Source organism: Desulfomicrobium salsuginis, from assembly GCF_054657795.1.
Genome location: NZ_BAAHYA010000002.1, coordinates 1,728,354 through 1,746,602, shown reverse-complemented (window position 1 = coordinate 1,746,602; position 18,249 = coordinate 1,728,354). Strand labels below are relative to the sequence as shown.

Sequence of the window (18,249 nt, the reverse complement as noted above, 5' to 3'; positions counted from 1 at the left end):
AGATTGTTATTGATGACTCTTCCAATTTGGAAAGATGAGTCAACAGAATTTAGCAATCATTCAGCGGTTAAGTTACGAGTTCAATTCGGTTTTAGGGTTAAAGATTTGTTGTGACTTCTATCTGTTGTTAGGATGGTGAATTATAACTCATTGTTACGGGATTAGTGTGACTTTTATGGGGCTATTATTAGTTACAAGTACACCGCAGCGTTGGTTGAATGAAAAAGAAGCTGCAATGATGTTGGGGGTAAGTGTTTCTACACTTAGACAACATCGATTTAAGGGAATAGGTGTTCCATATGTTAAGTATGGGAAGTCTGTCAGATATTCTATTGCTGATATTTGCGCATATTTTGACTCTTTGAGGGTCGATCATCGCTCAAATTTGGAGTAGTTATGATGCATTATGGAATTCGAAATTCGTTTTTTCGTATATTTTCTACTATTCAATGGAAGTATGGTGTTGTGAATAATCATGGATGCGAAATGCTCCGTGATTTATTGTGTAGGATGGTGCAGGAGAAAAAATATTCTTTGTTAGTTCTGCAGGCTTTGTATCCAAATGGATATTGCGAAGGAAATGAGTTTGTTACTGACAACTATAGATTTTTATTGGACGATTATCTATGTGGCATCTATATTGAAAAAAGGATGGATGAAAAAATCCATCCTATTGATTATGGTCGTATTCAAAGATCGTATACGAATCATATAGAGAGCCATGGTGTGGATTGTCTTGGCTTTCCCGAGAGCGTTGCGTTTAAAGAATTCGCTAGAATTGCTCGCATCAAGCTTTCTTACGACAAACGTTACATGTATCCCTATAAGCCAGGTTGCTCATTCGAGCGGGCGTTCGATGATTCACTTTTAAAAAAGTGCAAATACGAACCGAATATGTTGTATGAATATGGGTTTTCGCTTAAGTCCATGTATTTGTATAGAAATTTGGATGGCAGCATCAATTTTGTTGTGTGCGATTTTCAGTCTACTGAGGGTGAACTGGTCAAGCTTCCTCTCTCTCTATGGAAAACCCCTTCAGGACGAAAGATTTTTGACTGGCTTCATCCAGCAGGTTCGTTTCCGCTGTATCGGTGGGATTTGTTGTATGGCGATCGTCGCCCTGTCTTGATTTGCGAAGATGAGGAGCAGGTTGAGTATCTTCGAGAGAAGCACCCTTGGTTGTTGAAACATGTGTGTCTGACGACATGGTCTGGTGGTAAGTCAGCATCAATCGACGGAACAGATTTGGGAGCTTTAGAAGATCGACGAGTCGGTATAATTGTGAATCCAACACGAGATGGCTATAAAATAGCTAACAAACTATACCTTGCGATGAAGCGATTGGGTGTAGGCCCAATCGGCTTCTTGATGCCATGGGCAAGGTTGCAGGCTGATCACGAGTCGCCGAGTGCCTTGCTGTCCGCTTTTGATAAAGATGTCACTGAGTCTATGGCCGTGAAAGGTGAAGTTGCGGATCGAACTCAGTTTGTCGAGGATGCCCGGGAGCGGTTTGATTTAGACTTTGATCCAGATTACATCGCAACTGCGATCAGTGGCAAAGAGTTGCTAGCCTTACCTGTGTCCGAGACGGAAGTTGTTCTCGGGCCGATGATTATGAAAGGCGACAAGGTGTTGGTTTATGCTCACAGAGGATCAGGTAAAACGTGGCTGATTTGTTTTATCGCAGTTGCATGCGCATCAGGAACATCGTTGTTGGATGGTCAATTGGTTGCTCCTCGTCCGCTCCGTGTTCTTGTCATTGATGGAGAGATGAAGGCGCACGAGTTACAGAAGCGCTACGCCCAGATATTCAAAGCCCTGGGGACCCCTGAGCACTTGCAGGAAAATCTTAGGATCGTTGCGGCAACGATTCAGAAAAGAGACATCCGGCTTGAGACTCCTGAGGACAGAGAGCACTACAAGGAGGAGATAGCGTGGGCCGATGTGATCATTGCTGACAGTATGTTTTGTCTCTTTCCTAGTGCGATGGGGTCTCAGCTTGAGGGGGCGCGCGGCTTTAATGACTTCATGCGCGCCAATAGTCTGCGAGGGAAAACGACAATCGTCGTTGATCACACCGGGAAGAATAAGCGCAATTCTTACGGAACGATAGGAAAAGAGCTCGGCCTTGAGCTTGTTTTGAAAGTTGAAAAGGTCAAGAATCTCGAATTGTTTCGGCTGTCTGTCGAAAAGTACCGGAATCTTGGGAGCAAGGATATTCAGTCGATAGAGTACATGTTGGATGTGGACGAGGAAGCAGGTGTTGCGGATTTGATTCCTTCCTTCGAGGAGGATGATGACGCTGATTCAGAAGGAGGTGTTATGCACTGCATGACGCACAAGGATATGTGGGTCGGCGCAGGGTGCGATAACGGACAAGCGCCTTCTGCTCAGGACGATGACCATGATGCTCCCTTCAGTCCCGACGAGCTGGACGCGAAAATCATTGCTGCGTTGAAGGAGAAGCCAGAACTCAGTGTCAGGAAACTGGCCGCGAAGGTCGGAACATCCAAGGGGACAGCAGATAACCGCAGGAAGAAACTGGAGCAGGCTGGTCTTTTGAGGCCAAAAGGGTTCTCGGTCGAGCAGGAGGATGACTTCGGAGTCGATCGAGATGAAGATGCAGCATAGGTAGACTGCTGGCTAGACGAAATGGTGGCACGTGTCCTTATGTGGGTGCGTGCCATCATTTATTGCGCTGGTCACGACAAGGTTCCCCTCTCGCAGCTCACGCCGCATCTGAAACTACTCCGTCTCTCCGGCATCCTGGACTCCCTGGGGGGGGGGCCGCAACCGGCAAACCGTGGAGCAGAAGCTCGCCTATATCGAATTTCTGGCTCAGTTCATCAAGGACGAGATTGTCGGTTGGTAACAGCGCAAATTCCTCATGCGGGCAGCGTCGGTGCTGGTATCAACACGCAGAAGACGCTCGAAAGCTACGACTTCACCTTCAACCTCGGCGTGAACCAGGCGCAGAACATGGATCTGGCCACCTGTCGTTACCTGGAAGAGAAGGTCCCGGTGCTCATCGTCGGCCCCTGCGGCACCGGCAAGAGCCACCTTTGTCCAGGCCCTGGGCCACATCGCCGTGCGTCGCGGCTACGACACGGTGTTCTCCATCCACGCCAAGCTCTTGGGCCAGCTCGCTTCGGCGCGGGCAGTGGGCACGTACGAGCGCAAACTGGGGGCTCTGACCAAGGCGGATCTGCTCATCATCGACGACTTCGGCCTCAAGCCCATGCGTTCCGGGCAGGACGAGGACTTTCACGACATCATCGCGGACCGTTACGAGCGGCGGTCGAAGAGCATCACCAGCGATCTGGACTTCTCGGAGTGGAACGACGCCTTTCACAATAAACTGCTCGGCGCGGTCACCCTCGACCGGATCAGCACATCCAATTTGGCGATTTTTTGTCCGTCCAGAGCCGTTCTAGTGCTCCCCTTAAGGGGAGCACTAGTAATGTCCAGTGGACAGGACAGTGGACAGTTTGGACGGGAAAAATGAAAATCGAAATTTTCGGGTTTGAAGGGCGATCCTGGCGTCGATATCCCGAAAGTGCTCATCTTTATCGGGCTTGCCAATGTAAACTTTTCCACCATCTATGATATTATGAATTTCACGAGCATGCAGAACTGAAAAGTCGAGTAAATTTTATAAAATCTTGACTACTAAATTTAGGTAGTATGGTATTACCTTCTTATATATTAGTTTTATATTTATTAATAATACAATAATTAATTGATAAATTAATTTTGTAAAAAATTATTTGATTAGTATAATATGCGGATAAAAAGAATCAAACTAAATTAAGCGTATTCACTCTCATGACAATGAGAAGAAAGACAGTCAATCTTAAACAAACACACATCAGTGTAAAACAAGACAGTCAGTATCACTGAGACACACCACCAGTGTGTCGTCAAAAGAAAGTTAATCATATCCATTCAGGAGAAAACAAGTTATCAGAATAACTCTCAGAGAGACACGATAGTCTTCAGACAATGATATTGATATTAGCACACACACGACAGTGTGCAAACAAATATGTTGGGATTGATGTACGCAGAGTGTGTCAGTCCCTTTTTCATTTTAAAAAACATAAACAGACATGGAGGCAGATATGCGAAGACAGAAAGTCATTTATGAAAACGAGTATAGGGATCTTCCTATCAATACAAACAAAGAGAAAGGATTGGGGTGTCTTAGTTCCACTCTACAGAGCTATAGAGAGAAGTTGGACTATATGACTGAGAATCACTCAAAGGTTCAACAAGTCAGATTCGATCTCAGATACCCTTCTGATAACTCAGTTCCATATGACAAGACACACATCTCCAGATTCAGTGAGTATATGAAGCGATCGTTTGCTCGAATGAAGACTGGTGGTCACTTGGTGGATATGAAGTTAGAATGGGTGCCTGATAAGAAAGACAAATCCTCTCATCCTCACTATCATTGCGTAGCATTGCTCAATGGAAATGCTATTCAGTCCGAGTACACAGTTTTTCAAAAGGCAGAGCATTATTGGGGAATAGTGTTGAAGAATGATCAGGAAGGACTGGTTCACTATTGCAACAAGGACAGGAATGGCCAGAAGCAGGAGAATGGCTTGATGTATCGTCGTGGATCTGCAGATGGTGAGGAGACCTTGGAGAAGATGCATCGTCAGGCTAGCTATATTGCTAAGGCCAGGGACAAGGAAGGCTTGCCCAAAGGTTCTTGGATTCGAGGAGGATCTCGTATTCCCAAAAAATAGATAGTTTTATTGCTTTCATTCCGCTTGTTTCAAATATCCTGCTGAATTCTTTTTTCCGTAATTTCACATCATTTATTCCCCAGAAATAGATATTTTTAGAGGTTTGCTCAGGGCTATTATTGGCGTTCCAGTAGTAGCTGTCTGGGTCGAATATTTTTGTTCACCATTTTTCGCGGAGGTAGTTATGGCTGACGACAAAAAGAAGGCTAGGGTCAAGCAGAGTGGCATCATGAACATCCGTGGCAAGGAAGTCGCCACCTATCCGGCCATGATCGACTACGCCCACCAGTGCGGGATGCAGAGTCTGGAGGTCGCCGTCCTCCAGTTTCCGCAGGCGTCTAACGACATGCGCGCCATTTGCGGAGCGCGTCTGGTCACTTCAGCCGGCCAGGTGTTCGCGGACATCGGAGACGCGAGTCCAGACAATGTGCCCAAAGGGTGCGTGGACAGTTTTGTGCGCATTGCCTCAACTCGTGCCAAGTCACGTGTCCTCTCTGATGCCTTCAATATTCGTAATGCCTTGGAAGGCGGTCAGGAACAAGATTCAGGGCCTATTCTGCTCACAGCTGTTCAGGACATGGACAACGTCTATGGTCTGCCGGAAGGCCAGTCTCAGGATAAGAGCGCCTTGCAGGGTGGTGGGAACAAGCCCATTTCCGACGGTCAGGTGTCCGCGATCCATAAGTGTGCCGCAAAGCGTGGGCTCGACCCTGAACAAGTAGCTCTGGATATGTACGGAAAGTCGATAGATCAGTTGGTGGGTTGGGAGGCTGATCGTTGCATTAAATCGTTTAGGAATCGCTGATAGGATATTTTAGAGATGTTCTCAGACATGAGAGATTCTTACTGTAATAACTTAAAATATTGTCTCTTTCGAAATGCAATTTTGTAGATTCAGATGGAAGCTACTGAATCTGATATTTGCGCGCACATTAATAAAATTGGGAGGCTGGCAGGTGATCGCGCCCTGCCAGCCTCTCGTGCCCCCAATGGGCTGAACCGAATGATTAATAATGTCTTTCTGTGATCCTTAATCAGGATGGGCATTAAAAAGACTATTTTTTCTTCTTTTTGGGCTTTGAGGACGCCTCTTCGACCTTCGACGCGTCGAATTTTGAGTTTAATTCAATAAGATTATTTAAGATTATTTCTATGCCGTCTTTGAGGTTGCTCAACTCTTCTCGCAGTGAACTCAACTCGAGGATTTTGTCATCAGCGGACATCTTCGTGAAGTAGTCTCGTATGGACTGAACCTTTTTCTTGTGGAGCGCTTCACCTGTTAATCTGGCACGGGTTGCCTTTTTTAGGGATTCAGTTTCAATCTTGGCCTCGTAGGCCTTGAATAGCTTTTCCTGCGCTTTAGGCGTATTTTGTGATGCGATTTTTTTTAATTCGCGTAAGGCAAATTTTTTGTCCCCACGAATTTTGTTTCGTATATTTTCTGAGAGATCGTTGAGCGACAAGATTTCGGAGACTGTGCTTGGAGCCTTTCCAATTACTTTCCCTATATCGTCATTGGTCTTGAGGCCAAATCTATCAGCAAGTTTTTTTAGAGCCTCCGCAGTTTCCATAGCTGAGAGATCCTCTCGGACCAGATTTTCGACAAGGGCGAGTTCTTCAGGGTCTCCGGTTGTGAACCATGCTGGAATGGTTTCCCGTTCCAAAAGTTGATGGGCTCTGAATCGGCGTTCACCAGATACGATGATGATTTGTCCGTCTTCAAGCTCTTTGACCAGAATGGGCTGGAGGAGGCCTTTTTCATCGATAGAATTTGCAAGCTCCCTAATTTCTGTATCTTGAAATACGGTCCTGGGCTGATGAGGATTGGGCTTCAGTGTGCTGAGCTCCAGATCGTAAACTTGTCCGAGTTCATAGTTTCCCATGGCGTCTCCTTAAGGATTAAGCATCGGATATCGTTTGGTGTTGATTTCGCGATTACGCTATTCTTGAAAATTCGACAATATTTGTGAGGATCGCCGAACACCATGTTCGAACTAGTTGACTCAGTACGATAAAAAGTCTGCAACTATCCGAAATTATGTCTTGTGTCATACGCGCTCTGTGCGCTATGGGCTTCACAAAACTATAGAGTTCTGAGTGCGTAGGGTGAGGTTCTGCGTTCTCTTCATCCAACTGATTGAAGAAAACAGGAGGGAAAATTGGCTAGGAGAAACTTTATCGGAACAGTCTCTCGCATTGTGAAAGAAATCGATCGTGCCAATAAGCGAGCCGCCAAAGAAGCCGAGAGGCAGCGTAGTCAGCGTGAGCGCGCTGCAGTAGCCCACCAACGAGCTCTAGAACGACAAGAAGCGCAGCGGCAACGTGAACTAAAACAGGAAACAAAAGAACATGAGAGGCGCATCGTCGCAAATGAAAGAGAGAAAGTGCGCCAGCGGAAAGAAGAAGAAAAGGCTTTGGCTTCTAAGCTCAGGAGTGAGCAAAAAGAATTCATTGCACGGATTAAGGAATACGAGGAGAAGTCAGTTGCTGATCGTAGGCGTCAGCGAGCTGAAGCACGTCAGCGAATGGTTAAACGAGTATTGAAATAAAATTATGTATATAAACTTCATTATTGTAATTGCGGTTGGAATCGGGTCTTCTGTTTTAACTTACGGAATCGTATATCTGCTGCACAAAAGAAAAGCAGAATGGTACAGTAGATTGCAGGAAGTGATTCAGAAAACTGAACAGCGCCTCGATATTTTAGAGAAAGAACGAATATTATTGCAGCAGCAAGTTGACACGAAAACGAAGCAAGCTGAAGAAAAACTCCTAGAACTACAGTCGCATATCGAGAGGAGAAAAGAAATTGCTGACAGACAATTAAGCGATTTGGATAAAGTCGAGGCGGCTGCTGCTGAAAAGAGGAATGCCATAAATGCTGCAATACAACAAGCAGAGGATGTTCTTAAGCAAAAAAAGTGCGAACTTGAAGAAGTTAAACAACGAACCAGCAATCTTGTTGCACTTGAATCGCGGGCTTCCGATATTGCTTCCTCCCTTCAGTCAGATACAATCAAGCGAGACGCCTTGCGTGAAGAACTCGAAACCTTGGAAGACAACCTCCAAGACCTGAAGTCTGAGCTTGATCTGTATACTAGAATTGAGAATTTTGTTGGATTTGGAATCTTCGAAATTCCGGAGTATTTATATGAGATGCCTGAACGTTACGAAGCAGAAATCCGCCGGGTGCGTGACCAGCAAAGAGAGTTGATCGCAAATGGTGAGGCGGTGGATCTTGCCGAAGGCGTCGAAATTAACGGCAGTTCTAAAGCAGGGACTGCCGTGCTTTCAGGTCAAGCAAAGCTCATATTGCGAGCATTTAACATCGAGTGCGACATTCTGATTGGAAAGTTGAATCCAGGTAACTTTGATCGTACATTGGAACGAATTGAAAAAATTGCGGAAGGGTTAGAGAAAAATTGCGTTAGCTTAGCAACCGGCATAACACTGCCGTACATTGATTTAAAGTTTGAGGAGTGTCGCCTTGTCTACGAGTACAAGCTAAAGAAAGCTGAGAAAGACGAAGAACAGCGCTTAATCCGAGAGCAGATGCGCGAGGAGCAAAAGGCAATCCGCGAGTACGAAAAAGCTATCGCAGAAGCGGAGAAGGAGGAGCGAATCTATCGCGACCTACTTGAGAAGGCCCGGCATAAGCTTCAGACGGCACATGAGGGCGAAAAGGGCGAACTTGAATCGAGGATTCTTGTCCTTGAAGCGCAACTCAAGGAGGCAGAGGCGAAGGGGGAACGCGCAAAAAGTTTGGCAGAACAGACACGGCGTGGTCATGTCTACATCATCAGCAATATCGGATCGTTTGGCGACGAGGTTTACAAAATAGGATTGACAAGACGGCTTGAACCCCTCGATCGAATCCGAGAATTGGGAGATGCAAGTGTGCCTTTTCTATTTGATGTCCACGCGGTCATTTTCAGCGAGGATGCCCCGGCTTTGGAAGCATCCTTGCACCAACGCTTCAATCATGCTCGTGTGAACGCAGTCAATCGCCGCAAGGAATTCTTTCGAGTGTCACTTGACGAAATCAGGGCGGCAGCATCAGATTTAGTAGGAGACGATATCGACTTTCGAACAACTGCTATAGCCGATGAGTACTATGAGACTCGGCGGCTTCAGGGTGAAGCGCACAGCCTGAATTAGTCGCAAAGGCAATGCCATGAATTGTTGACTCAAATTTAAAGTCTGTCATTCAACTCATTTGATATATATATGATTTCTTTGAAGCCCCCTCGATAAGCGATGTAGGGGGCATTTTTTTGACTAAAGGAGTGATTATGAACCATCAGGATTACTGCTCCTTAGAAACGAGCAAGCTTGCTAAGGCCCTGATCCAAGTCCAGCGTACATTGCAGCCTGCAACAAAGGACCGTCTTAACCCTTTCACCCATTCCAACTACGCAACTCTCAACAGTGTCATGGATTCTTGCCGTGAAGCACTGCTGACTAACGGCGTCTGGCTTACTCAGTATCCAGTGCCTTCGGAACCTGGCCATCTCGGCCTTGTGACCAAACTGGTCCATGCTGAGTCCGGTCAATGGCAGTCCTCGCACGCGGTTGTCCCACTACCGAAAAACGATCCTCAGGGCCTCGGCATCGCTATGACCTACATCAGGCGATATTCGATTTCTGCCATGCTCGGCATCGTGACCGAGGAAGACACGGACGGGAATATGCCCAAGGATTCCGGCAAGGGTGCACCGCGTCAGAAAAGGGCTCCAGCCATGCAAGTATCTGTGGCGCCACCGGTTCAACCATCAAGCCGAACACAACCAACCCAACTCCCCAAGCTCGACGGCATCACCTACCAGGAGATCACCGCCACGGATGGGCAAGTGTGCATCGTGGCCACTGGCAATACCCAGACCAAGAAGGATCTCCTGGCCGGGGCCGGGTTCAAATGGAATCCGCAACGGAAAATGTGGTGGAAATATGCGCAGGCATCCTAAAAATTCAGACACAAAACACAAGCGAAGGCTGCTCCACTCGGGCAGCCTTCGTCATTTTGGAGGGTAGGCATGAATGATTCTGTTCAAGATCAAGCGGACAGAGCCCATGGACTCATGACGCTTCTGGCCAAGGGGCTTGTTGAATCCTCGATGCAAAGAACCACGTCTTCGCTGGGAGACCGAAGCCAGTACATCGGCATGTCTGATATTGGCCGTGCCTTGGAGTGCCCACGTGCAGCGGTGGGGCGCAAGCTCTTCGGGATTGGCGACGACCTTGCCCATCAACACGACCTCCCGTCGCTGCTAGCCAGACAACTGCGCCTGCAGCGCGGCCACTGGTTCGAAGCGGGTATTGCCCAGGTCTTCCGGCAACAACGCCTGCCCGTGATCGAGCAACTCGAAATCGCGATGAGTCACCATGGGGTGCTGATCCGGGCGCACTTGGATTTCGTTTTCGCAAGCCCAGTAGGACAACCCACGGTAAGGATTTTGGAGCTCAAGAGCTGCGAACAAATCCCGTCCACGCTGTACTCTTCATACGAAACTCAGGTCTACGGCCAGGTCGGGCTGTTGCATGCGCTTTGGGATCAGCCGGCATTTGGCATCCATGGTGAGACTGAGAGGCAAGGGTGCTCCGGGCTCACGTTCCCACAGATCTGCCACGCGAGGTTTGGGATCGAGATGCCTGCCGACCCATCCCTGGTCGATATCGAAGCCTGGGTGCTTTGCCTCTCCATGTCGGATGCTAAGGCCTTCGGTCCATACTTGCCAGACGACACCATGCTGTCCCTCTGTCTGAATAAAGCCGAAGAGTTATGGCTCGAATTCGACGCGTCGAAGGTTAGTGGCGCAGGCCTCGACGGTCTGGCAACTGCCCACGGCTTCCATCCTCTCTGTTCGTGGTGCGAATTCAACGCTGATTGCCCGAAGTTCGATGGGCTCGACCAGCAGCAGTGGAGCGACACGCTGGACCGGTTCAAGGATTTGAAGGTTAGGCAAGGTGAGCTCGAAGTTGAAATTTCGGAAATCGAGGATGGGCTCAGGACCGCCTATGCCTTGAGCGATGTCGGCGGATCGTGGATCAACGCAGGGCAGCATCGGTTCCGGGTCTCGGCTCAAAATGGCAGGCGTACCCTGAACAAGGAGCAATTGCGCTTGGAGCTCATGGCGGTCCTTGGTGAGGGGAAGGCGGATGAGATTATCGCCAAGTGCGAGTCGGAGGGAAAACCCTTTGACCGGCTGACCGTCAGCAGGATCAACAAGCGTTCGTAGTTCGGTAAATTATCAACCAGCAGATCCCGGCTACCCGTAACAGGGCGGCCGGAATTTCTATTTTATGGAGCAGAACATGACCAACACCATTCACGACGAACTCGAAAAACTCCAGTCCATGGAGCTGGACGCAGGAACAGTTTTCAGCGGCAGTCCCTCTGGTAGGGTCATCCGTGGCTATAGCGGCCCCTGCAGTTACACGCCGACCCCGGATCCAGGCTACATTTTCCATGAGACAAGTCGCGACATCGCGGTCTGGCTCATGAACATCTCCGACCCTCTGTATGTCTTCGGTCCCACTGGTTCGGGTAAAACCTCCGCCATCAAGCAGCTCGCTTCCAGGCTCAACTATCCCGTCTTCGAGGTTACTGGGCACAGTCGCCTGGAATTCCCCGACCTGGTGGGGCACCTGTCGGTCCGCAACGGAAGCATGGAATTCGAATACGGCCCCCTGGCTTTGGCCATGAAGTTCGGGGGATTGTTTCTCCTCAATGAAATCGACCTGCTCGAACCGGCTACTGCCACAGGCTTGAACGGCGTCCTTGATGGTGAGGCGCTTTGCATCGCCGAGAATGGCGGCGAACTCATCATTCCGCACCCCATGTTTCGTTTCGCAGCCACGGCCAATACCAACGGCGGATCCGATGAGACGGGCCTGTATCAAGGAACGCTTCGGCAGAACCTCGCCTTTCTTGATCGCTTCTGGCTGTGCGAGATGGGGTATCCTGCTCGCGACGCCGAGGAGAAACTCCTGGGCGGATGCTGTCCCAAACTTCCCGAGACGATCCGCAAGAAAATGGTCGAATACGCCAATGAGGTCCGCAGGCTTTTCATGGGTGAGGCCGGCGTCGGGATCGCAAACAGCATTGAGGTCACGTTCTCGACCCGGACCCTTCTTCGCTGGGCCGACCTGACCGTGCGTTTTCAGCCCCTGTCCCGGCAAGGGGTGCAACCTGTGACCTACGCCCTAGACCGGGCACTGGGCTTTCGCGCCACCAGGGAAACCAGGGCCATGCTTCATGAGCTCGCTCAGCGCGTCTTCCCGCAGTCCATGGGGGAGTAGAGAGGAGTGCAGCTGCTGAAACGCAAAAGGATGCAAACACTCCCGACGACCTGACCAAAGTGCGCCAGGCCATGACCTCGGTCCTGCAGGCCATGGTTGCCAATCCCTCCTATCTGACCAACTGCGCACACCCACCTTCCGTTCTTCTAGAAAAATCCACACCCCACGGCGGCAAATTTTGGAAAGCCGTCGCTCATCCAAACGGTCTGGCCCTGCAGTGGGGCCGACTCAACATCGCCGGTCAAGGCCGGATCCTGGACTTGGCCCGTTGTGCTCGGGGCAACCCGGTGCAGGAAATAATGGATAGGGCTCTGGCCAAGATCCACGAAGGATACCGGCTTTGCTGGGTCACATTTTGAAAATCAACATAACAACCAAAGAGGGCATTTATATGAATAGAGCTCAATCGGATTTCCCTTTCCACCGGTCCATCGAACTGGCCAAGCAAGTTCCCGAGACTGGGTTTCGCTATCACTGGAAGGCCGAGGTCAACACCTTGGGGCTGACCATCCGCATGTGGGTGGGAGGCTTTGACAGCAAGCCATTTGAGACCTGCGTCACTCGCACCATCAAGAGCCGGGAGTGCAAGAACGAATGTCCCATCCAGGAGATGTGGCGCAGGGTGCTGGTCAAGATCGACCGGCAGGATTTCATCATCGTGAACGGAAACTAGGGCGCCACACCAGGCGCTCTTTTCATTTGAGGAGAAGAGCATGAACACGCACACCGACATCAAGGTCCTGGATAGCCTACTGGCCCTGCACCTTGAGGTGAACATCTGGACGGCGCGAAAGAAACTGAGCCCCGAGGACTTTGCTGGGGCCACACTTCCCCCCGAGGATCTGGCGTCCCTGGGCAGTAAGAGGGTCTGCGATCCGGAAGCCCTGCGGGTCTTCGGGACCTTGAAGGCCAGGGCCGTGAGCCTGCTGGACAGGCACGGTGTTCGCTTCCTTGGCGGATGGGCCATTCCCGAAAGCCAGGCGGACGCCATCGTGACCGAGCTTGAGCAGATCCTGCAGGACTTCAACGCTGCCAAGGAGGATTTCCTGTCGCGCTACGACGAATCCGTGCGGGACTGGATCGCCAAACACTCGGGCTGGGAGCAGATCATCGCAGATTCGACCGTCAGCGCCGACTATGTCCGAAGCCGCATGGGCTTCATCTGGCGGCTTTACCGCATCGTTCCTCCCGATCCGGCCGATCCGGTCATGGAAGGGTTCAAAGACGAGGTGGTGAGCCTCGGAGAGACCCTGTTCGGCGAAGTATCCAAAGCGGCCACGGAAGCCTGGCACAAATGCTTTGCCGGAAAGACCGAGATCACCCGCAAGGCACTATCGCCCTTGCGGACCATCCATCAAAAGCTCTCGGGCCTGAGCTTTGTCGAGCCGAGGGTATCTCCGGTTGCGGACCTCATTCACACCGCGTTCGAACACCTGCCCAAACGCGGCAGGATCGAAGGTGCGAACCTGCTCATGCTCCAGGGCCTCGTATCCCTGCTGCGGGACACTGACGCTCTGATCGAGCATGGACAGAAAATCATGGACGGCACGACCTCTAAGGACCTTCTGTCCCTCTTTGTCGAGGGGCAGGGGAAGATGCCGGAATTGGACGCCCAGGATGAGGTGGATATCGTGGCAGCAGTGGACGATTTGCCGCCGATATTCCCGGACATCCCCATGCAGCCGGTACTGCCCAACTGCGGCTTGTGGTAGGTTCGCTGGACATGGACGGGCAACGCGTTTACCAAATCCGAAAGCCAAAAAGGACACCCCCCCCCCATGCACCATGACGCCTTCGCCATTCTGGACGCTTTGAAGTCCAAGTTGGACGCCCATCGCCCCCTTGCGCCGGAACTTGTCCGGAACCTGCGTGAGGACATGGTGCTCAAGTACACCTACCACTCCAACGCCATCGAGGGGAACACGCTGACCCTCATGGAGACCAAGGTGGTGCTGGAGGAGGGGCTGACCATCGGCGGCAAACCGCTGCGGCATCACCTCGAAGCCATCAACCACGCCGACGCGATCACCTACCTGGAAGGCCTGGTGCAGGAGAACGTCCCGCTTGACGAGCGCATATTGAAGGAATTGCATCAGCTTGTCCTGCGGGGGATCGACAGCGAAGCTGGACGCTATCGGGGCTGCAACGTCATCATTTCCGGCGCTGGACATACCCCGCCTGACCACCTCCACGTCGGCGAGCGCATGCTGCGCTTCTTCGATTGGTACCGTGGTGAGGGCCGGAGTCTTCATCCGGTGGAGAGGGCGGCCAGGGTGCATGCCGATCTGGTCATCATCCATCCCTTCCGGGACGGAAACGGCAGAACCTCCAGGCTCGTCATGAATCTGGAGCTCATGCGGGCAGGGTTTCCGACCGTCATCATCCCGGTGGAGGATCGGGCGGCGTATTACGAGAATCTGGACAAGGCGGGGAAGGACGCGGACTACGCGCCTTTCGTCCAGCAGCTTGCCCGGTTGGTCGAACGAAGCTTTGATCCTTATTGGTACCTGCTCGGCATGGCCTAACCCATATACGAACGAACTAACGAAAGCCCTGGAGTCACAAGCTCCGGGGCTTTTCGCATTTGGAGGCTTTGATGATCGACACACGAGCCGTGATGCGCTCGCTGCCCTTGGTGGCAGGCGTCCTAGGCCGAAAATACGGGGTGAAAGTCGAGATAGGAGGTACTGACGCTTATACGGACGGCACGGTCATCCGGTTGCCATCCTTGCCGGGCGATGTCCCGGATACCCTTCTGGCCATGGTTCGCGGATATCTGGACCACGAGGCCGGGCATGTTCGGGATACTGACTTCCTGGCCTTGAAGGCCGCCTCGCTCTCGCCGCTCGAAAAGCATGTGTGGAACACAATCGAGGACTGGCGTGTCGAGCACAAACTCGCGTCCATATTCCCAGGGTGCCGCCAGAACTTCGATTGGCTGATTGCGCATGTCTTCGGATCGGAGACGTATGACGAGCCTGCTCAGCCTGCGGCCATCATTCTCAACTGGCTCCTACTCGAAGTTCGGTCCTGGGATGTCCAAGCCCTGTCTGGCAAACGGGACATTCTGGCGGGACAGCTGGACATGGCCTTTCCTGGAGTGCGGCCGAAGGTTGAACATGTGCTGAAGTTGGTTCGAACTAGGTGCCGTTCGACTCAGGACGCCATAGACTTCGCCCGAGAAATTGTGCGCGTTCTGGATCTGTATGCGAAATCAACCGAGCAACCGGTGTCGCCTGACCAGGACGAACCGCTGGAGGTCGGGTCCGAACCGGATGACCAAAGTGCTAACGGGCGTTCCGAACAAAATGCCCTCAGCACCCAAGATGACAACAGCGACCAGTCTGAATGCGGAGGGGAGTCACAGCAGGGCGAAGCCCCTGATGATGGAGATGGCCATGATGGTCGGGACGGCTCAGATGATGCCGACGTCTCGGCGTCTTCTTCGGGCAACGAGAATCAGGGCCAGGCCAAAGGGCATGTCCGTGATCTGCTCGGGGCAGGGGAGGACGACCTCCCGCAAAGCCTTGGGGATATTCTGGCGGGCGCTCTGCAAGCCACGTCTCGGAACTCCCAGGAAAGCGCCGTCACCGTGGCCATACCCACGCCGAAAAATGTTGGCCCCCTGACCGAGGCCGATGTCTTGGATGCGAGGCAGGCGTCCATGGCGCTGCGGACCAGACTGCAGGGCCTCCTGCAGACAAAGATCCTGGCACGAGCTTCAAGCGGCAGAAGGGGGCGTCTGGACACCGGACAACTTCATCGCCTAGCGGTTTCGGATCCCAGACTGTTTCGAACCAAGACCGAGAGAATCGGGATCGATACCGCCGTGCATATTCTCCTCGACTGCTCCGGCTCCATGGTGCGCCGGATCCGCTTGGCCTGCTGCTCCTGCTACGCCGTCTCCTCCGCCCTGGAGGCTTCGAAGATCAATGTCGCCGTGACCGCGTTTCCCGGTTCGCAGTTGCCAAACGGTTCCTACTCGACCGTCGCCCCCGTCATCTCGCACGGCCAGAAGTTGCATTCCAATTTGGGCCTCGCCCCGGCAGGCGGTACGCCCATGGGGGAAGCCTTGTGGTGGGTCATGCAGGACATGCTGCCTTTGAACGAGCGGCGAAAGCTCATCCTTGTTGTGACGGATGGGGAGCCGGATTCTTTGGACTGCGCGACTCAGGCCATTGAGCAGGGGGGCAGGATGGGCTTCGAGATATATGGAATCGGGATCACCAGCCCCGGCATCAACGTGCTCCTGCCAGGGCGCAGCGCCGTGGTGAATTCCATGGCGGAATTGGCGCCCGCCATGTTCACTCTGCTGGAGGGCGCGATTCTTGGGCGCTGATCCATTCCAGCCAGTCAACAACCGCGCGGGGGGCCAATGGTCCCCCGTTTTGTTTCAACCAAAAAGGGAGCGTTATGAAAGAAAGGAGATTCCAAGGGCCGATTCTCGGTCCGCCTGACAGGATCATCATCCGTCTGGGACATGTTTGGAACGTCCGCATCCTCGGACACAACAAAGGAGGGAAGACCATATGAGTTGGGGACCAGCCATAGCGATCGCCATCGCTGTATTAGAAATCGTGAGGGAGACCATCGATGACTGAAGAAATCATGCCTAGGGAGGGCAGGATGGGAAAAATTCTGAGTTTTATTGGCGGGTGCATCGCAGGAGTTGCCGGCGTGTTCGCAGTGGCGGTGATGTCGCAGATGTCGCCAAACGCAGACTCGTCTGATGATCCAGAACATTGTTGTGAAGAGCAAGACGAAACATTGACTATGTCAGACAAGTAAACTTTGAGTCATTTGTTAATTAATACGCCGGCTTCCTCTTGCTTGAGTGGGGCCGGCATATTAGTGCACTCATAAGACGCTACGTCTAAGTTGGTAGTCAATTTTTTTGTCTTACGGGTTGTAAAGATTGCGAAAATAATCGATCTACGTTATGCGTATGACAATTTTGCACAAATTGTAGAAAAAAATCATATACAAAGTAGTTGTTATAAAATTTTAAGTGGAAATGGTTCGCGTATGTATTTAGATGTATTTGATCAAAAACAACAGGTAGAATCTTTGCAAAAAGAATATATTTTATATTTAGATGCTGTAAAGAAAAATGGTGAACAAAGTTTTGAAGCTGCGCATCAGTTAAGTTACATGGGAATGGCATTTTATAATGCGCTGCATTTAGGTATGAATGATGAATATTCTAAGCATATTAAATTACTAATTGGATGGAATAATAAAGTTGATAAAATTATTTCTGCTTATATGAGTTCAGATGAATTTAATTTGCTTGAATTAGAAGCTATGTATGGTGAGGTGAGCTGTGAAGTAGAAAGGTACTTGAGAGTTTGTAACATTACGCTGATGTCTATACGATCACAACCTAATATTCAGAAAGTTAAAAAATTAATAAATTTGTCACTTGATCTTGTTGAGGGTTTTTGGGGTAAGAATACTCCACAAGTTGCAGAATTATGCTATTATATTAGCTTGTCATATTTTTTGAATGATTTTTATTTAAATGACCCGTTGCGTCGTGATAAATTTAAAGACGCTGTTTTTTATGCAAAAAAATGTTACGATATATATAAGTTTGATTTTGGGGATAATTCTTTAATAGCTAATAATGTTCTTGAATATCTATCGAATGTATATATGTTTCAAGAGGATTTTGAAAGAGCAATTGATGGCTATAATAAATTAATTTTAAATTATCGGCAAAATAATGTAGATAAAAGTCAAATCGACGATTTAAATTTAAGAATAATAAAAGCGCTTTTTTTAAATGATTTATTCGATGAATGCATAGATTTTTGTGAGAATTGCATTAGACATAATTTTTCCGAAAAATTTAAAAATGATGGTTTGGGAGCTTTGTATTATTATTTAGGTGTTTCGTACCGTGAATTATATCAATTTGACAAGTCAAAAAAATACTTAATACTTGCCGTACAATTTTTAGAAATATGTGTTCAAAAATCTGATAATTACATTTACAGTCAATTATTAGATAGCGCGGAGGAATATTTAGGATATTAATATTTAAAAATTTAAAACTATATTTGCTGTTAGACGTAAATCCCATTTCATTTTTACATCAGTCGTGATTTCAATTTGTTTTTTCTTTACCACAAAGAGTAAGAGAAAAAAAACGATTTTCTGAAGATTTTATGATTGGCATTTTGCGCGAAAA

The 18,249-nt window shown here is 49.9% G+C and carries 16 protein-coding genes and 1 pseudogene; 16 read left to right on the top strand and 1 reads right to left on the bottom strand.

The window, feature by feature from the left end:
* Window positions 1-396 precede the first annotated feature (396 nt).
* From ACYQ3G_RS14890 to ACYQ3G_RS14870, 5 genes and pseudogenes are all read left to right on the top strand, one after another.
* Window positions 397-2,631 carry an AAA family ATPase gene (locus ACYQ3G_RS14890; protein WP_459826930.1) on the top strand — a complete coding sequence of 745 codons (2,235 nt, stop codon included), beginning with the start codon at window positions 397-399 and terminating at the stop codon, window positions 2,629-2,631.
* Between the two features lie 21 nt (window positions 2,632-2,652).
* Window positions 2,653-3,006: pseudogene (locus ACYQ3G_RS14885) on the top strand (hypothetical protein); the annotation flags it as partial.
* 82 nt (window positions 3,007-3,088) lie between these two features.
* The gene (locus tag ACYQ3G_RS14880; protein ID WP_459826928.1) at window positions 3,089-3,505 is read left to right on the top strand and encodes an ATP-binding protein; all 417 of its coding nucleotides are present in this window, start codon (window positions 3,089-3,091) and stop codon (window positions 3,503-3,505) included.
* Between the two features lie 616 nt (window positions 3,506-4,121).
* The gene (locus tag ACYQ3G_RS14875) at window positions 4,122-4,757 is read left to right on the top strand and encodes a YagK/YfjJ domain-containing protein (RefSeq protein ID WP_459826926.1); all 636 of its coding nucleotides are present in this window, start codon (window positions 4,122-4,124) and stop codon (window positions 4,755-4,757) included.
* A gap of 184 nt (window positions 4,758-4,941) precedes the next feature.
* Window positions 4,942-5,562: a hypothetical protein gene (locus ACYQ3G_RS14870; RefSeq protein WP_459826924.1), complete on the top strand. Its 621-nt coding sequence runs from the start codon at window positions 4,942-4,944 to the stop codon at window positions 5,560-5,562.
* A gap of 250 nt (window positions 5,563-5,812) precedes the next feature.
* Here the strand turns inward: ACYQ3G_RS14870 and ACYQ3G_RS14865 are convergent, their stop codons facing one another.
* Window positions 5,813-6,640 (bottom strand): ParB/RepB/Spo0J family partition protein, encoded by an 828-nt coding sequence (locus ACYQ3G_RS14865; protein WP_459826922.1) that lies wholly within the window; start codon window positions 6,638-6,640, stop codon window positions 5,813-5,815.
* A 276-nt stretch (window positions 6,641-6,916) separates the two neighbouring features.
* On the opposite strand from ACYQ3G_RS14865, the gene ACYQ3G_RS14860 reads away from it, so the two are divergent.
* The 11 genes from ACYQ3G_RS14860 to ACYQ3G_RS14810 all read left to right on the top strand — a co-directional run bounded on the left by ACYQ3G_RS14860 (window position 6,917) and on the right by ACYQ3G_RS14810 (window position 18,095).
* Window positions 6,917-7,306: a hypothetical protein gene (locus ACYQ3G_RS14860; protein WP_459826920.1), complete on the top strand. Its 390-nt coding sequence runs from the start codon at window positions 6,917-6,919 to the stop codon at window positions 7,304-7,306.
* A 4-nt stretch (window positions 7,307-7,310) separates the two neighbouring features.
* Complete coding sequence (locus ACYQ3G_RS14855) at window positions 7,311-8,915, top strand: SNIPE associated domain-containing protein (RefSeq protein ID WP_459826918.1); 1,605 nt, start codon at window positions 7,311-7,313, stop codon at window positions 8,913-8,915.
* Window positions 8,916-9,049: 134 nt separating this feature from the next.
* Window positions 9,050-9,721, top strand: a complete 672-nt coding sequence (locus ACYQ3G_RS14850; protein WP_459826916.1) for an ERF family protein — start codon at window positions 9,050-9,052, stop codon at window positions 9,719-9,721.
* A 69-nt stretch (window positions 9,722-9,790) separates the two neighbouring features.
* The gene (locus ACYQ3G_RS14845) at window positions 9,791-10,993 is read left to right on the top strand and encodes a hypothetical protein (protein ID WP_459826914.1); all 1,203 of its coding nucleotides are present in this window, start codon (window positions 9,791-9,793) and stop codon (window positions 10,991-10,993) included.
* Window positions 10,994-11,069: 76 nt separating this feature from the next.
* The gene (locus ACYQ3G_RS14840) at window positions 11,070-12,056 is read left to right on the top strand and encodes an AAA family ATPase (RefSeq protein ID WP_459826912.1); all 987 of its coding nucleotides are present in this window, start codon (window positions 11,070-11,072) and stop codon (window positions 12,054-12,056) included.
* Between the two features lie 391 nt (window positions 12,057-12,447).
* Window positions 12,448-12,729, top strand: coding sequence for a hypothetical protein (locus ACYQ3G_RS14835; RefSeq protein ID WP_028576715.1), 282 nt, complete (start codon window positions 12,448-12,450; stop codon window positions 12,727-12,729).
* A 40-nt stretch (window positions 12,730-12,769) separates the two neighbouring features.
* Window positions 12,770-13,768: a DUF3150 domain-containing protein gene (locus ACYQ3G_RS14830; protein ID WP_459826909.1), complete on the top strand. Its 999-nt coding sequence runs from the start codon at window positions 12,770-12,772 to the stop codon at window positions 13,766-13,768.
* A 66-nt stretch (window positions 13,769-13,834) separates the two neighbouring features.
* Window positions 13,835-14,581: a Fic family protein gene (locus tag ACYQ3G_RS14825; protein ID WP_459826907.1), complete on the top strand. Its 747-nt coding sequence runs from the start codon at window positions 13,835-13,837 to the stop codon at window positions 14,579-14,581.
* Window positions 14,582-14,652: 71 nt separating this feature from the next.
* Window positions 14,653-16,395 (top strand): cobaltochelatase CobT-related protein, encoded by a 1,743-nt coding sequence (locus tag ACYQ3G_RS14820; protein ID WP_459826905.1) that lies wholly within the window; start codon window positions 14,653-14,655, stop codon window positions 16,393-16,395.
* Between the two features lie 254 nt (window positions 16,396-16,649).
* Window positions 16,650-16,844 carry a hypothetical protein gene (locus ACYQ3G_RS14815; protein WP_459826903.1) on the top strand — a complete coding sequence of 65 codons (195 nt, stop codon included), beginning with the start codon at window positions 16,650-16,652 and terminating at the stop codon, window positions 16,842-16,844.
* A 237-nt stretch (window positions 16,845-17,081) separates the two neighbouring features.
* Entirely contained in the window at window positions 17,082-18,095 is a 1,014-nt protein-coding gene (locus tag ACYQ3G_RS14810) for a hypothetical protein (protein WP_459826901.1), read from the top strand.
* Window positions 18,096-18,249 lie beyond the last annotated feature (154 nt).

Bases quoted from the DNA above. Each gene is read 5' to 3' on its own strand.
- ACYQ3G_RS14890 (WP_459826930.1), top strand. From the start codon at position 397: ATGATGCATTATGGAATTCGAAATTCGTTTTTTCGTATATTTTCTACT.
- ACYQ3G_RS14875 (WP_459826926.1), top strand. From the start codon at position 4,122: ATGCGAAGACAGAAAGTCATTTATGAAAACGAGTATAGGGATCTTCCT.
- ACYQ3G_RS14870 (WP_459826924.1), top strand. From the start codon at position 4,942: ATGGCTGACGACAAAAAGAAGGCTAGGGTCAAGCAGAGTGGCATCATG.
- ACYQ3G_RS14865 (WP_459826922.1), bottom strand. From the start codon at position 6,640: ATGGGAAACTATGAACTCGGACAAGTTTACGATCTGGAGCTCAGCACA.
- ACYQ3G_RS14855 (WP_459826918.1), top strand. From the start codon at position 7,311: ATGTATATAAACTTCATTATTGTAATTGCGGTTGGAATCGGGTCTTCT.
- ACYQ3G_RS14850 (WP_459826916.1), top strand. From the start codon at position 9,050: ATGAACCATCAGGATTACTGCTCCTTAGAAACGAGCAAGCTTGCTAAG.
- ACYQ3G_RS14845 (WP_459826914.1), top strand. From the start codon at position 9,791: ATGAATGATTCTGTTCAAGATCAAGCGGACAGAGCCCATGGACTCATG.
- ACYQ3G_RS14840 (WP_459826912.1), top strand. From the start codon at position 11,070: ATGACCAACACCATTCACGACGAACTCGAAAAACTCCAGTCCATGGAG.
- ACYQ3G_RS14835 (WP_028576715.1), top strand. From the start codon at position 12,448: ATGAATAGAGCTCAATCGGATTTCCCTTTCCACCGGTCCATCGAACTG.
- ACYQ3G_RS14830 (WP_459826909.1), top strand. From the start codon at position 12,770: ATGAACACGCACACCGACATCAAGGTCCTGGATAGCCTACTGGCCCTG.
- ACYQ3G_RS14825 (WP_459826907.1), top strand. From the start codon at position 13,835: ATGCACCATGACGCCTTCGCCATTCTGGACGCTTTGAAGTCCAAGTTG.
- ACYQ3G_RS14820 (WP_459826905.1), top strand. From the start codon at position 14,653: ATGATCGACACACGAGCCGTGATGCGCTCGCTGCCCTTGGTGGCAGGC.
- ACYQ3G_RS14815 (WP_459826903.1), top strand. From the start codon at position 16,650: ATGACTGAAGAAATCATGCCTAGGGAGGGCAGGATGGGAAAAATTCTG.
- ACYQ3G_RS14810 (WP_459826901.1), top strand. From the start codon at position 17,082: ATGTATTTAGATGTATTTGATCAAAAACAACAGGTAGAATCTTTGCAA.